This is a genomic window from Streptomyces sp. NPDC002817, from assembly GCF_053592055.1.
Genome location: NZ_JBSFUY010000007.1, coordinates 177,292 through 191,385, shown reverse-complemented (window position 1 = coordinate 191,385; position 14,094 = coordinate 177,292). Strand labels below are relative to the sequence as shown.

Below are 14,094 nucleotides of genomic sequence, written 5' to 3'. Positions count from 1 at the left end.
TACGGGCGGGCGGAGACGATCAGTATCTATGTCGTCACCCCCGCCGTGACGCCCTACTCGTACCCGAGGAGCCAGCCCGTGCACCGTTCCCCCACCGCCGAGGCCGAGGTCGCCGAGGAGCTGGCCGAAGTGCGCCCCGACCTCGTGTCGCGGTACACGGCCCACCTCCCCGGCGCCCGCGCGGCCGTACTGACCCGGCTGTGGCGGGCATTGGCCCATGAGCCGCTGCCCTGGGTCACCCGTCGCGAACGCGGCCGGGACACTCTCGTCCTGTGCCTTCGTGACGGACGCCGGCTCCAGGGGCCGCCCGCCGACCCGTACGCCACGGCCGCGTATGTCACCGTCGTCCACCTCGACGACCTGGCGTACGACGATCCGGCCCGGCTGACGACCGACCTCGGCGTAGCGCACGGCCCGGATCTGGCCGCCGAGCTCGGCCACAGCGTCGCCTCGACGGCGCTGTCACGGGCCGGGCAGGAGAACGCGTCGCACGAGTGGCCCGGGACCGACTGGGAGTGGGAGCAGCGGGTAGTCGACGGGCATCCGTACCATCCCAACTGCCGTTCCCGGCCCGGTTTCTCGGTGGCCGAGCAGCTGGCGTACGGGCCCGAGCACCGGCCGCCGGTCGCGTTGCGCCTGATGCCGGTCAGGGCGGAGGAGTGCCTGGTGACCGGCGGGTGGCCGGACGGGATGCGGGACGGGGAGCGGCTGTTGATCCCGGTGCATCCCTGGCAGGCGGCCCATGTACTGAAGCGGGCGGGCGACGAGGGGCCGGCCGCGCATCCGCTGATGTCCCTGCGCACACTGGCCCTGGCCGACGGCGGTCCGCATGTGAAGACGGCCCTGAGCGCCCGTTTGACGTCCTCGGTGCGGGACATCTCCGGCTACTCGATCGGCCTGTCGGCGACCCTGTCGGCGTTCGCGGAGACGCTCACCGCGCACACGGACGGTCTGCTGCACTTCACCCGCACCCTGGGCGCCGCGACGGCCGGCTCCCCCGACCTGGCCGCCGTCCTGCGCGAATCGCCGCAGGTGTACGCCGGGAGCGGCGAGCGCGTCGTCCCGGTGGCCGCGCTCGCCACCACCGAGTTGACCGAATCCCCGGCCTGGCTGGCGGAGTTCGCGCGGCTCGCGCTCACCGTGGGGCTGCGGCTGCTGGAGCTGGGTGTGGCTCTGGAGGCACACGGCCAGAACCTCCTGGTGGTGCTGTCCTCGACGGGCGCCCCGCTGCGGCTGGTCTATCGCGACCTGGCGGACATCCGGGTCAGCCCGGCGCGGCTGGCGCGGCACGGGCTTCCGGTACCGGAGTTGACGGGCCGGATCGTCACGGACGACGAAACGGCCCTGCGGCGCAAGCTGTTCGGGGCGCTGGTCGGCGGGGCCCTGGCGGGAACGGCGGGTTCGGGTACGGCGTTGGGCGCGGCGCTGGAGACCGTCGTAGGAGATCTTCCGCGCACGCCGGATCTGCCGGCGCTCCTCGAGAACCCGCTGCCCGCGAAGGCGTTGACGCTGATGAGGCTGTCACCGGGGACGCCCGGGGACCAGTGGGCACAGCTGCCGAACCCGGCCCGTTTTGGAGTGCGGCACTCCTGATCAATAGGATCCGCCGATGATCACACGTAAACGGCTGGCGGCAGGAGTGTGCGCCCTGCTCGCCGCCCTCACGGCCGGGATCGCCCTCCCGACCGGGGCGGCCGCCGGCGAACCCACGGGCGGGACCGCGCCCCAGGTCGACCTCGTCCTCGACGTGAGCGGCTCCATGCGGACGGCGGACATCGACGGCGGCACCCGGATGGCCGCGGCGAAGCAGGCCTTCAACGAGGTGCTGGACGCCACGCCCGAGGAGGTCCAGCTCGGCATCCGGACTCTCGGTGCCAACTACCCCGGCGACAACCAGAAGACGGGCTGCAAGGACACCGCGCAGCTCTATCCGGTCAGCACGCTGGACCGTACCGAGGCCAAGACGGCGGTGGCGACCCTCTCCCCCACCGGCTGGACGCCGATCGGTCCCGCGCTGCTGAAGGCGGCCGACGACTTCACCGAGGGCGCCGGTTCCAAGCGGATCGTCCTGATCAGCGACGGCGAGGACACCTGCGCCCCGCTCGACCCGTGCGAGGTGGCCCGCGAGATCGCCGCCAAGGGCATCGGTCTGACCATCGACACGCTCGGCCTGGTCCCGAACACCAAGATGCGGCAGCAGCTGAGCTGCATCGCGGAGGCGACGGGCGGTACATACACCTCGGTGGAGCACACCGAGGAACTCACCGACAAGGTCAACCAGTTGGTGGACCGGGCGGCCGACCCGGTGGTGACGCCGGTGGCCACCGAGGGTGCCGCCGAGTGCGCGAAGGCACCGACGCTGAAGTCCGGGCTCTACACCGACCGCGAGGAGTTCGGGCAGGAGCGCTGGTACCGGGTGGAGGTCTTCAACGGACAGGAGCTGCGCGCCTCGGTGAGTGTGGCGGCCGACCGGGCCGTGAACCCCGCCCACGGGACACTGCTGCGGGCCGTCACCGTGCACGGCCGTGAGATCGTGCGCGGCGAGGCCGCCGGCAACGGGCGCACGGATGTCGTCTCCACCGGGCTGCGCTATCCGAAGCCCGAGCGGGACGACGACGACAGCGACAAGCCGGCCGCCGAGGTCGTCTGCCTCCAGGTCACCAACTCGTTCTCGGCCGCCTCCGGCGTGAAGACCACGCCCGGTCTGCCGCTCGAACTGACCGTGGACGTCGTGGACGCGCCCTCGGCCGCCGGCGACGTGGCCTCGTTCGGTCTCGGACGTGGCTGGTGGCTGCTCGGCGTACTGGTCCTCACCGGCTTCCTCGCCGGTGTGCTCTGGGGCTGGCTGTCGCGCTGGCGGGTCGCGGTCTGGAGGACCAACTGATGAGGATCACACGTGTGTTGGGCGCCGCGGCGCTCATGCTCGGGCTGGCCGTGTCCCCCGCGGCGGCAGACTCGTCGCCCTCCCCGTCGGCCTCCGCCGACAGCGACGCCCCCACCTCGGCCGGTACGTCGTTCCGTACGGCGACCGAGATCGAGCAGGGGCAGCAGGCCACGGCGAGCGGCTCCACCGGCGACTACCAGTACTGGTCGTTCCCCGCGGACGCCGGACAGCGCCCCACCGTGAAGGCGACGGTGAAGCTGCCGAAGACGCATGCCGCGCAGACCTGGCAGGTCGACGTGTACGACGGACTGCGCCGCCGCCAGGCCTGCCAGTACGGCGCGCAGACCCGCACCGCCGCGGCGGACGCGGCCTCCGTGGAGCTGGCCTGTGTGCTGCGCACGGTCCGCGCCTGGTCGGAGCCGTGGGCGAACGACCCGCTGCCGGGGACGTACTACATCCGGCTGACGGCCGTCGACCTCAGCACGGCCGACCTCGGCCAGCCGGTCGACTCCTCGGTCCAGGTCGACTCCAAGGACAGCGGCGGTGCCGCGGCGGTGGACGGCTCGCTGGCCGAGCCGCTGGTGCCGGGCATCGCGGTCACGTCCGCGTCCGACGAGGAGACGTCGGAGTCGTCGGCCGTGCTGTCCGCCATCGAGCCCGAGGACGGCTGGTCCTCGGGCTGGTGGTCCGACCGCTGGGTGTGGACCGTGCTGGGCGGTGTGCTGGCCGCGCTCGCGGGGGTCGGCGGCTACGCCCTGACGCGCGGGGCGGGACGGCCGCGGCAGGTGCCGCCGGGCGCCTGACGGGACATCAAGAAGCCCTGGGAGAAGGCCCGCTGCTCAGTGCAGCGGGCCTTCTCGCATGTCTGTCTCATGCCTCCCGCAGGGCCTTCGCGAGCGCTCCGTCGCCGGTCACTTCGATCCGTCCGTCCCGGACCGCGTCGGTCACGCTCACCTCTCCGCGACTGATCGCCGTACAGGTCGCCGTGTCCAGGACGAGCCGCGCGTCGGGCTCCACGGGCGCGGGCCCGTCGCCGTAGACCGGCCCGTCCTCGGCGCCGACGTTCAGATGGAAGTGCCCTTCCTCCAGCCGGACTTCGACGAGCCCTTCGCCTTCCCCCCTGTCCCGCAGGGCTCGCAGCATCGGCAACGCGAACCAGTGCGCCCGCACCGCGTCCGTCGGCCGCAGCTCTCCGAGATCCGCCTCGCCCCACGCGCCCAGCGCCTGCAGCACGGGCAGCAACTCCCGTCCCCGGGTCGTGAGTTCGTAGACGTTCGCCGCACCGGGCGGCGGCAGCCGGCGCCGGGTGGCCAGTCCGTCGCGCTCCATGTCCTTCAGCCGCGAGGCGAGTACGTCCGTGCTGACGCCCGGCAGATCCGCGTGCAGGTCCGAGTAGCGGCGCGGCCCGGCGAGCAGCTCGCGGACGATCAGCAGGGTCCAGCGGTCGCCGACGGCGTCGAGCGCACGCGCGGCGGAACAGTACTGGTCGTAGCTTCGGCGAGGTGACATGCGACGCAGTCTAGACAAGTCGTTGGACTTTCCAAGCAGCTACTTGGTAAAACCAAGCAACACCAGAAACCGGAGAGGCAGCAGCGCATGGAGTTCCGGCAGTCCAGCAAGCTCAGCGAGGTCTGTTACGAGATCCGCGGCCCGGTGATCGAGCACGCCAACGCGCTGGAGGAGGCAGGGCACAGCGTGCTGCGCCTCAACACCGGCAACCCGGCGCTCTTCGGTTTCGAGGCGCCGGAGGAGATCGTCCAGGACATGATCCGGATGCTCCCGCAGGCGCACGGCTACACGGACTCCAAGGGCGTCCTCTCCGCCCGCCGGGCGGTCGCGCAGCGCTACCAGACCCTGGGGCTGGAGATCGACGTCGACGACGTCTTCCTCGGCAACGGCGTCTCCGAGCTGATCTCGATGGCCGTGCAGGCGCTGATCGAGGACGGCGACCAAGTCCTCATCCCCGCCCCGGACTTCCCGCTCTGGACGGCGGTCACGACCCTCGCCGGCGGCAAGGCGGTCCACTATCTGTGCGACGAACAGGCCGACTGGTACCCGGACCTGGCCGACATGGAGTCGAAGATCACGGACCGCACCCGCGCCGTCGTGATCATCAACCCCAACAACCCCACGGGCTCGGTCTATCCGAAGGAGATCGTCGAGGGCATCCTCGACCTCGCCCGCCGGCACGGCCTGATGGTCTTCGCCGACGAGATCTACGACCAGATCCTCTACGACGACGCCGTGCACCACTCGGCCGCGGCCCTCGCCCCCGACCTGGTCGTCCTGACCTTCTGCGGTCTGTCGAAGACGTACCGCGTGGCCGGCTTCCGCTCGGGCTGGCTGGTGATCACGGGCCCCAAGCAGCACGCCAAGGACTACCTGGAGGGCCTGACCATGCTGGCCTCCATGCGGCTGTGCGCCAACGCCCCCGCCCAGTACGCCATCCAGGCCGCCCTCGGCGGCCGCCAGTCCATCCGCGAGCTGACCGTGCCGGGCGGGCGGCTGTACGAACAGCGCAACGTGGCCTGGGAGAAGCTCAACGAGATCCCCGGGGTGTCGTGCGTGAAGCCCAAGGGCTCGCTGTACGCGTTCCCGCGGCTCGACCCCAAGGTGTACAGGATCCACGACGACGAGAAGTTCGTCCTGGACCTGCTGCTGCGGGAGAAGATCCAGGTCGTCCAGGGCACCGGCTTCAACTGGCCGACCCCCGACCACTTCCGCATCCTGACGCTCCCTCATGCCGATGACCTGGAGGCGGCGATCGGGCGGATCGGGCGGTTCCTGAGCGGGTACCGGCAGTAGGGAATGCCGGACATCCGCTTCCTGTTGATCGACTCCATACGGGATCGACGACTGGGGGAAACGGGATGTCGTACGACGTGCAGGGCACCGTGGCGGACGGCTTCGAGGGCGTGCGCGAGGAGTTCGCCGCCTTCGTCGCCGAGGAGGCGCACGACCCGGGCGCACAGCTGGCGGCGTATGTGGGCGGCCGTCGGGTGGTCGACCTGTGGGCCGGGGAGGACATCAGCGGCTCCTCGCTGACCAGCCTGTACTCCATCACCAAGGGTGCCGCACACCTCGTGGTCGCCCTGCTGGTGCAGGAGGGCGTGCTCGAACTGGACCGTGAAGTGGCCGCCTACTGGCCCGAGTTCGCGGCCGAGGGCAAGGAACGGCTCACGCTGCGGGAGCTGTTGCAGCACCGTTCGGGTGTCGTCGGTGCGGACGGCGGGTTCACCACCGAGGAGTTGGCCGACGACCGGCTGAGCGCCGCGCGGCTGGCCGGGCAGAAGCCGCTGTGGGAGCCGGGGGCGGCCTACGGCTACCACGGCTTCGTGATCGGCGCGCTCACCGGAGAGGTCGTGCGACGGGTCACCGGGCGGTCGGTCCAGGAACTGTACGAGGAGCGGATCCGAGCGCCGTACGGGATCGACTTCCACCTCGGGCTGCCCGAGGAGCTGGAGGCCCGGTGGCGGGAGGTGCTGCCGCTGGAGCCCACGGAGGAGCAGCTGGAGGCACTGCTGGAGCGGGCTGCGGAGCCCGACAGCATCCGGGGCGTCTCCTTCAACATGAACGCGCCCGAGCCGACCGATCTGGTGGCCTTCGGCAACAGCCGTACCGTGCGCGCCCTCGGGCCCGCCTCCTCCGGCGGCGTGGGCAACGCGCGCGGGGTGGCCCGGATGTACGCCGCCGCGATCGGCACGGTGGACGGGCGGGCGCCGCTGCTCACCCGGGAGACGGTCGCCGCGTTCGGGGGCCGGCGGACGCCGGGGACGGATCTGGTCACCGGACAGTCGGGCCACTTCGGGCTCGGGTTCGAGTATCTGACCAGGCTGTACCCGTTCCTCGGGGAGGACACGATCGGGCACAGCGGCGCGACGGGCTCACTCGGCTTCGCCGACCCGGGAAGCGGGGTGGCGTACGCCTACACGCGGCGCCGTTTCGCGTTCCCGTCCGGAGAGGGCGCCTCCCCCGAGAACGGCCGTCTGGCCGAGTCCGTCGTGCGGGCCGCCCGCGCCGCATGACACCGTGCTGACAGGCATGGCAGGAGGACGGCGTGGGTGACCTGTTTCTCGTCCGGCACGGTGAGACCGAGTGGTCGCGGTCCGGACGGCACACCGGATGGACGGATGTACCGCTGACCGAGCACGGGCGGGCGGAAGCACGTGGCCTGGTGCCGCTGATCCGCTCGCACCGGATCGGCGCGGCCTTCGTCAGCCCCCTCCAGCGGGCCCGCGAGACGGCACAGCTCATCGGGGTGCCCGACGCCCGCGTCGACGTCGATTTGCGGGAGTGGGACTACGGCGGCTACGAGGGGATCACCACCGTCGAGATCCAGCGCACCCGGCCGGACTGGTTCCTGTTCACGGACGGGGTCGCACCGGGGCCGCCGGACCGTCCCGGGGAGACACCGGAACAGGTCGGCGCCCGGGCCGACCGGGTCCTGGCCAAGGTGGACGCGGCCCTCGCCAACACGGAGGGCGTGGTGCTGCTGGTCGCCCACGGGCACTTCCTGCGGGTGCTCACGGCGCGGCGGCTCGGGTTGCCGGCGTCGCAGGGCGCGCTGTTCCAGCTGGCGACGGGGACGGTGTGCCGGCTGGGCACGGAGCATGGGCGGCCGGTGGTGGCGGGGTGGAATGTCAGACCCCCGTCGTAGTCTTCGAGTGGGTTGATCGCCGCACGGTGATCGCCTGTTCCACCGACCTGCCGACGGGGAGGAGCACGCCGTGACACGACCGCCGACCGCCGCACAGCGGCGTGTCATCGACGGCGCCGATCCCGTCACCGGACGGCTCCGGGGTACGGAGGCCCAGCTCGCGGCCCTGGTGAAGCACGGGCTCGCGTTCCGGCACCCCCGGCCGCCGCACGACCACTTCCTGACACCGGCCGGACACCGGATACGGGAAGCGGAACCGGCGGCGCCCCCACCGGAGCCCCAGCCGCCCTCGGCCGCCGGGGTGTTCGCCGCGCGCATCGGCGGCGAGGAGGATCCGCCGGCCGCCGGTGCGGCACGGGTGCGGGAGGTGCACAGCGCCTGGCAGGGGTTGGTGGAGCTGCGCCGGATGACGAATCCGGACGGGGCCACGGACCGGCCCTGCGGCTGGGAGCGCACGCATCTCGTGCAGGCCGCCGCGCTCGCCCTGGAGGCGGCCGGGCACCGTCCGGCGACCGGAGAGGGCACCGAGGGATACCGGGTGCGCGTGACCCCGCAACCCGAGGCGGTCGCCGTGCGCGAACCGGACGCGGCCGCGCTCAAAGCCTGCGCGGTCACCCTGGAGGGGGCGGGCTGGCAGGTCGGCGAGTACACCGAGCCACGGACCGGAGCCCGGTACCTGCTGGCCTCCCCGCGACGGGTGTAGGGCACCACAAGGAGCTGCGGCCGTCCCCCGGACGCGCAGGGATGCTTCAGGGAACTAACGTCCGCTCCGGGTCCGTTCGGGCTCCGAGCAGCGCGGGCGCCGCGCTCTCCGGCTCCCGCGCCGGGTCCGGCTCCCGCGGCAGTGTCACCGTGACCGTCAGCCCCCCGCCCTCCCGCGGCACCGCGGTCGCCTCCCCGTCGTGGGCGCGGGCGATGGCCCGCACGATGGAGAGGCCGAGCCCGGCGCCCTTGCCGGTGACGACCCGGCAACGGGTCGCGGTGGCCCGGGCGGTGGCAGGGGATCCGGCCCTGCTGCTCGCCGACGAACCGACCGGCGCGCTCGACTCGGCGTCCGGGGCGGATGTGATGGACCTGCTGCGCGAGCTCAACGCCGCCGGCACCACGGTCGTGATCATCACCCACGACCAGGAGATCGCCGAGTCCCTGCCCCGACAGGTGCGGACGCGGGACGGCCGGGTGGTCGAGGACTCGGCTCGGGCGAGGACGGGAGCGGGGCGATGAGGGGACGGGGCGAGAAGGAGGTCACCACCAGGGGCAGACCGGCTGTACGTGCCGTCGGCGAGGCCGTCCGTGTGGCTGTCGAGAGCGCCCCGCAGGTCGGTCCAGCCATGAGTGGAGCCGCGTCATGACCGCTCCGGCCACGGAAGTACGGCCCTCCGCCCGGTCGTATCTCACCGGCCCACCGCGTCCGGCCAGGCTGCTGCCCGCCGACGTCGTCCGTGTCGGTGCGGTGGGGCTGCGTACCCGGCCGTTGCGGGCGTTCCTGTCGGCGCTCGGGATCGCGATCGGGATCGCGGCGATGGTGGCGGTGGTCGGCATCTCGTCGTCCTCCCGCGCCGGCCTCGACCGGGCGCTGGCGGCCCTCGGCACCAATCTGCTGACCGTCTCGCCCGGCAGCACACTCACCGGCGACCCGGCCCGACTCCCGCTCACCGCGGAGGAGAGTGTGGGCCGGATCGAAGGCGTGGAGTCCGTGTCCGCGGTCGCCAAGGTGACCGACGCGAAGGTGTACCGCACGGACCGGATCCCCGAGGTGCAGACGAACGGCATCGCGGCCTACGCGGCCCGCACCTCGCTGCGCGGCGCCATCGGCGCCGACCTGGCGAGCGGTACCTGGCTGAACGCGGCCACCGCCCGCCACCCGGCCGTCGTGCTCGGCGCGACGGCGGCCGAGCGGCTCGGCGTCGGACGCGCGGGTCAGGACACCCAGGTCCTGGTGGGCGGCGTCTGGTTCACCGTCGTGGGCGTTCTCGAACCGGCGCCGCTGGCACCCGAGTTGGACTCGGCGGCGCTGATCGGCTGGACGGCGGCGCGCTCGGCGCCGGGCTTCGACGGGTATCCCACCACCGTCTACACCCGCTCGGCGGAGGCGAGGGTGGAGGCGGTCCGGGATCTCCTGGGCGCCACCGCCGACCCGGAGGCGCCGAGCGAGGTGCAGGTGTCGCGGCCCTCGGACGCCCTGGCGGCACAGCGGGCGGCCGGGGAGGCATTCACCGGGCTGCTGCTGGGTCTCGGCGCGGTGGCACTGCTCGTCGGCGGGGTGGGCGTGGCCAACACGATGGTGATCTCGGTGCTGGAGCGCCGGGGTGAGATCGGGCTGCGCCGCTCTCTCGGGGCGACGCGCGGTCAGATCCGCACCCAGTTCCTCGCGGAATCCCTGCTGCTGTCCGCGCTCGGCGGCGCGGGCGGGGCCCTGCTGGGCCTGGCCGTGACCGCCGGATACGCCCTCTACCAGGGGTGGCCCACGGCCGTACCGCCATGGGCCCTGGCGGCCGGGGTCGCGGCCACCCTCCTGATCGGCGGCCTGGCGGGCCTGTACCCGGCGATCCGGGCGGCACGGCTGTCACCGACGGAGGTACTGGCGACACCGTAGGAACGCCTACGCGTCGACCAGCTCCGGCTGGTGCTCGGTGTCGTAGGCGGCCCTCGACTCGGCGATGTAGACCCTGTTGCGCTCGGCCCAGTCGGTCAGGCGCTGCAGGGTCTCGTGCAACTCCCGGGCCGCCGTGGTGAGTTCGTACTCGACCTTGGGCGGGACCGTCGGGTGCACGGTACGGGTCACGAGTCCGTCGCGCTCCAGGTTGCGCAGCGTCAGAGTCAGCATGCGGCGGCTGATGCCCTCGATGCTGCGCTCCAACTCGGTGAAGCGGATGGGTCCGTGGGCGGCGGCCACCAGGATCTGGACGCTCCATTTGCCGGAGACCCTGTCAAGAACTTCACGGACGGGGCAGGCGTGCGCGTTCACTGCCTGGACGGTAACACCGGTGTTCCTCTGGGACATCGGACTGCCTCCTTACGGCCGGCCTCCATGGTCACCCACGATGAACCCCGTTACAAGTCGTGCACCAAGGGAAGACCGGAGGCACCGCCGCCATGACGGCCATCATCGAGTCCCGTAGCCGGACACCGCACCGAACACAGCGAACGTACTCCCGCTGGGCCTCCCTCGTCGTCCTGTGCGCGGGGACGTTGATGACGGTCCTGGACGGCAACATCGTCACGGTCGCCATGCCGGCCATCCAGAGCGACCTCGGCTTCTCGGCCGCGGGCCTGGCGTGGGTCGTCAACGCCTATCTCATCGCCTTCGGCGGGCTGCTGCTGCTCGTCGGCCGGCTCGGTGACCTCGTCGGCCGCAAGCGGATGTTCATCGCGGGGCTCGCCGTGTTCACGGCGGCGTCCGTGCTGTGCGGCGTGGCGACCGGGCAGGGTGTGCTGATCGCGGCCCGTGCCCTGCAGGGCGTGGGCGGGGCGATGACCTCGGCCGTGGTCCTCGGCATGCTGGTCGCCCTGTTCCCCGAGCCGCGCGAACAGGCCCGTGCCATCGCGGTGTTCAGCGCGGTCGGCGCCGGGGGCGCCTCCCTCGGCACGTTCCTGGGCGGGGCGCTGACCGAGGTCCTGAACTGGCACTGGATCTTCCTGATCAACCTCCCCATCGGCATCGTCGCCCTGCTGGCGGCGTCCCGTGTCCTGACCCCGGACAGCGGGGAGGGACTGGGCAAGGGGGCCGACTATCCCGGCGCGGCGCTGGTGACGGGCGCGCTGATGCTCACGGTCTACGTCATCGTCGGCGCCGGTGACCGGGATCTGACCGCCACGCTCCTGCTGACCGCCCTCGCCGTCACGCTCTTCGTGGCGTTCACCGTCCGCCAGGCGCGGACCGCCCGCCCGCTGCTGCGGCTGCGGCTGTTCCGCTCCCGGGTGCTGAGCGGCGCGAACGCCGTGCAGATCCTGATGATCGCCACCATGTACGGCTTCCAGTTCATCGCCGCGCTCTATCTCCAACGCGTCCTGGGCTACGGCGAGTTGGCCACCGGCACCGCGTTCCTGCCGGCGCCGATCGTGATCGGGGCGCTGATGCTCGGCCTGTCGGCGCGGACCATCGGGCGGTTCGGCGCGTACCGGGTACTGCTCGCCGGGCTCGTCCTCATCGTCGCCGGCATGGCCCTGCTGAGCCGGGCACCCGTCGACGGCGGTTACGTCACCGACGTACTCCCGTCGCTGCTCCTGCTCGGCGCCGGGTTCGCCGCGGCGATGCCCGCGCTGACCGGGCTGGCCATGTCGGGGGCACGGGAGGAGGACGCGGGGCTGGCGTCCGGACTGTTCAACACCACGCAGGTGGTGGGTGGTTCGCTGGGTCTTGCGGTGCTGTCGGTACTGGCGGCGAGCCGGACGGAGGGGCTGGTCGACGGCGGTACGGGGCGCCTGGCGGCGACGGCCGAGGGGTATCAGCTGGCGTTCGGGGTGGGGACGGGGATCGCGGTGGTGGCGCTGGGCCTGGCGGCGGGGATCCTTCGGCCTGGCCGGAAATAGGACCATGGGAAGCCCGGTGATGAACCCGCGGGCCGGTGGGGGCTGGTCGCGCAGTTCCCCGTGCCCCTCAGGGGCGCGGTACCGCGGCCGGGATCGGTGACGGGCCCCCGCCACCCCGCCACCCCGCCACCCCGCCACCCCGCCACCCCGTCACCCCGTCACCCCGTCACCCCGTCACCCCGTCACCCCGTCACCCCGTCACCCCGTCACCCCGTCACCCCGCGGCGAACGCCTCCCGGTGGTCCTCCGCCCACTCCCCGTACGTCCGGGCCGACCGCCCCAGCACCTCCGGCACATCCTGAGTGACGACCGCGTTGCCTCCCCCACGCACGAAGGCCGTACCCGCGAGGATCCCCGCCGCCTGCGCCTCGTCGAAGCCCCACGCGGTGAGCAGGTGGTCGCGGGTCTCGTCCGGTGAGAGATCCCGGGTCGCGACCGGCCGGCCGAGGACCGAGGCCAGTACGGCGGCCTGGTCGGGGACGCTGATCGCCTCGGGGCCGGTCAGGGTGTACGTCCGCCCCGCGTGCCCGCCGTCGACGAGGATCCGCGCCGCGACCTCGGACACGTCTCGCGGATCGATCACCCCGGAGAGTCCGTCACCGGTCATGTTCGGCACCGGCTCGCCCTGCCCGACGGCCTGCGCCCAGCTCAGCGTGTTCGAGGCGAAGGACGAGGGGCGCAGGATCGTCCACTCGGTGCCGCTGTCCCGCACCGCCTGCTCACCGGGCACATGCCAGTCACCGGACGGACCGACCTCGGGATCGCCCGTCCCGATCGCGGAGAGCTTCACCAGCCGGTGGACGCCCGCCGCAGCCGCGGCCTCCACCAGCGCCTGGTCGTGCCGTGTGCCCGGACCGGGTGCGCCCAGCAGGAACGCGGCCGTCGCGCCCGCCGTCGCGCCCGCCAGGGAGCCGGGGTCGAGATAGTCCCCGCGTACCACCTCCACCCCCGGCTGCACCTGGGCCTTCGCCGGGTCGCGGGTCAGGGCGCGGACCTTCTCGCCGCGCGCCGCGAGCTGTCGTACGAGTTCACTGCCGATGGTGCCCGTGGCACCGGTGACGAGGATCATGTCCCCACCGTGCGCCGGACAGTGGCCCTGGCTCTTGGAAATTCCGGCACGGTTCGCCCGCGCTCCGGGCCGTGCGGCTCGTCTACGGTGAAGGGGTGACGAACTCCCGCGCCGAACAGGCCCTTTCGCTGCCCGAGGCACTGCGTCCCTGGATCACCGGGATCAGCGCCGTGGCCGCCGTCGGCCCGCCCGAGGAGTCGTTCGTCCATCTCCCGGACGTCGGCACGAAGATCGTCGTACGCGTGGGAGTGAGCGGGCATCGTGACGTCATCGCCGTCGGTCCTCGGGTCCGGGCCTCGTACCACGACGGCAAGGCTTTGGCCTCCTGCGTGGAGATGCGCCTCGCACCCGGAACGGCCCGTCCTCTGCTGGGAGTCCCGGCGGTCGCGCTGGTGGGGAAGGTCGTTGCGCTGGACGCACTGCCGAGCAGCACCGCACGCGAACTCGGCCGTGACCTGCGCTGGTTGGCGCCCGAGCAGACGGCGGCCCATCTGGCGGACGTGCTGCCGGAGAGGCTCACCAGGATGTCCGACCGCGCCGAGCTGGTGCGGGCCGGGGTCGACGCGATGTCCGTGCGGATCGGCCGCACCCCCGGGCAGGTCAGCCAGGTCGCCCGCGAACTGGCCGTCAGCGAGCGCCAGTTGCGCAACCTCTTCGCGGAAGGCGTGGGCCTGTCCCCCAAGCACTACGCCCGCATCAATCGCGTGCACGCGGTCCTCACCCACGCCACGACAGCTCCATGGGCCGAACTCGCCACCGCCACGGGCTACTACGACCAGTCGCACATGACATCCGACTTCCGCGCCCTGATGGGCGTCCCGCCCCGCTCGTACTTCACCGGCCGGCTCCCCGCGGCCACCCCCTGCCAGGCGAACCCACGTCCCTGAATCCGGATGCGAACCTCACGGCATGGGCCGGACAGCAACTCACAGTGACTTGCTACGGGCACCC

At 72.5% G+C, this 14,094-nt stretch carries 13 protein-coding genes and 2 pseudogenes; 11 read left to right on the top strand and 4 right to left on the bottom strand.

Annotation, left to right across the window (positions count from 1 at the left end; translation table 11 throughout):
• The first annotated feature begins 78 nt into the window (after window positions 1–78).
• Genes ACWD3I_RS16240 through ACWD3I_RS16230 form a run of 3 tightly spaced genes read left to right on the top strand, consistent with a single transcriptional unit; the run spans window position 79 to window position 3,687 of the window.
• Window positions 79–1,593, top strand: coding sequence for an IucA/IucC family protein (locus ACWD3I_RS16240; RefSeq protein ID WP_365402137.1), 1,515 nt, complete (start codon window positions 79–81; stop codon window positions 1,591–1,593).
• A 16-nt stretch (window positions 1,594–1,609) separates the two neighbouring features.
• Window positions 1,610–2,884, top strand: a complete 1,275-nt coding sequence (locus ACWD3I_RS16235; protein WP_365402134.1) for a VWA domain-containing protein — start codon at window positions 1,610–1,612, stop codon at window positions 2,882–2,884.
• Complete coding sequence (locus tag ACWD3I_RS16230; RefSeq protein ID WP_365402131.1) at window positions 2,884–3,687, top strand: hypothetical protein; 804 nt, start codon at window positions 2,884–2,886, stop codon at window positions 3,685–3,687. The genes ACWD3I_RS16235 and ACWD3I_RS16230 overlap by 1 nt, the downstream gene beginning before the upstream one ends.
• A gap of 67 nt (window positions 3,688–3,754) precedes the next feature.
• On the opposite strand, the gene ACWD3I_RS16225 is transcribed toward ACWD3I_RS16230, so the two are convergent.
• Complete coding sequence (locus ACWD3I_RS16225; RefSeq protein WP_365402128.1) at window positions 3,755–4,393, bottom strand: helix-turn-helix domain-containing protein; 639 nt, start codon at window positions 4,391–4,393, stop codon at window positions 3,755–3,757.
• 87 nt (window positions 4,394–4,480) lie between these two features.
• Between ACWD3I_RS16225 and ACWD3I_RS16220 the strand changes: the two genes are divergently transcribed.
• The 4 genes from ACWD3I_RS16220 to ACWD3I_RS16205 all read left to right on the top strand — a co-directional run bounded on the left by ACWD3I_RS16220 (window position 4,481) and on the right by ACWD3I_RS16205 (window position 8,244).
• Window positions 4,481–5,689 carry a pyridoxal phosphate-dependent aminotransferase gene (locus ACWD3I_RS16220; RefSeq protein ID WP_365402125.1) on the top strand — a complete coding sequence of 403 codons (1,209 nt, stop codon included), beginning with the start codon at window positions 4,481–4,483 and terminating at the stop codon, window positions 5,687–5,689.
• A 65-nt stretch (window positions 5,690–5,754) separates the two neighbouring features.
• Window positions 5,755–6,909 (top strand): serine hydrolase domain-containing protein, encoded by a 1,155-nt coding sequence (locus ACWD3I_RS16215; RefSeq protein ID WP_365402122.1) that lies wholly within the window; start codon window positions 5,755–5,757, stop codon window positions 6,907–6,909.
• Between the two features lie 32 nt (window positions 6,910–6,941).
• Complete coding sequence (locus ACWD3I_RS16210; RefSeq protein ID WP_266886322.1) at window positions 6,942–7,541, top strand: histidine phosphatase family protein; 600 nt, start codon at window positions 6,942–6,944, stop codon at window positions 7,539–7,541.
• A 70-nt stretch (window positions 7,542–7,611) separates the two neighbouring features.
• The gene (locus ACWD3I_RS16205) at window positions 7,612–8,244 is read left to right on the top strand and encodes a hypothetical protein (protein ID WP_365402118.1); all 633 of its coding nucleotides are present in this window, start codon (window positions 7,612–7,614) and stop codon (window positions 8,242–8,244) included.
• A 46-nt stretch (window positions 8,245–8,290) separates the two neighbouring features.
• Here ACWD3I_RS16205 and ACWD3I_RS16200 read toward each other — a convergent pair.
• Window positions 8,291–8,509: pseudogene (locus tag ACWD3I_RS16200) on the bottom strand (ATP-binding protein); the annotation flags it as partial.
• On the opposite strand from ACWD3I_RS16200, the pseudogene ACWD3I_RS16195 reads away from it, so the two are divergent.
• Both ACWD3I_RS16195 and ACWD3I_RS16190 read left to right on the top strand, forming a co-directional pair.
• Window positions 8,502–8,765: pseudogene (locus ACWD3I_RS16195) on the top strand (ABC transporter ATP-binding protein); the annotation flags it as partial. The pseudogenes ACWD3I_RS16200 and ACWD3I_RS16195 overlap by 8 nt on opposite strands.
• Window positions 8,766–8,889: 124 nt before the next feature.
• Entirely contained in the window at window positions 8,890–10,137 is a 1,248-nt protein-coding gene (locus tag ACWD3I_RS16190; RefSeq protein ID WP_365402115.1) for an ABC transporter permease, read from the top strand.
• 6 nt (window positions 10,138–10,143) lie between these two features.
• On the opposite strand, the gene ACWD3I_RS16185 is transcribed toward ACWD3I_RS16190, so the two are convergent.
• Window positions 10,144–10,545, bottom strand: a complete 402-nt coding sequence (locus ACWD3I_RS16185; RefSeq protein WP_361541453.1) for a winged helix-turn-helix transcriptional regulator — start codon at window positions 10,543–10,545, stop codon at window positions 10,144–10,146.
• A 92-nt stretch (window positions 10,546–10,637) separates the two neighbouring features.
• Between ACWD3I_RS16185 and ACWD3I_RS16180 the strand changes: the two genes are divergently transcribed.
• Window positions 10,638–12,074, top strand: coding sequence for an MFS transporter (locus ACWD3I_RS16180; protein WP_365402111.1), 1,437 nt, complete (start codon window positions 10,638–10,640; stop codon window positions 12,072–12,074).
• Between the two features lie 214 nt (window positions 12,075–12,288).
• Here ACWD3I_RS16180 and ACWD3I_RS16175 read toward each other — a convergent pair whose 3' ends face one another.
• Window positions 12,289–13,143, bottom strand: a complete 855-nt coding sequence (locus tag ACWD3I_RS16175) for an NAD(P)H-binding protein (protein ID WP_365402108.1) — start codon at window positions 13,141–13,143, stop codon at window positions 12,289–12,291.
• Between the two features lie 95 nt (window positions 13,144–13,238).
• Here ACWD3I_RS16175 and ACWD3I_RS16170 point away from each other — a divergent pair, with 95 nt between their 5' ends.
• Entirely contained in the window at window positions 13,239–14,030 is a 792-nt protein-coding gene (locus ACWD3I_RS16170) for an AraC family transcriptional regulator (protein WP_365402106.1), read from the top strand.
• The last annotated feature ends 64 nt before the right edge of the window (window positions 14,031–14,094 follow it).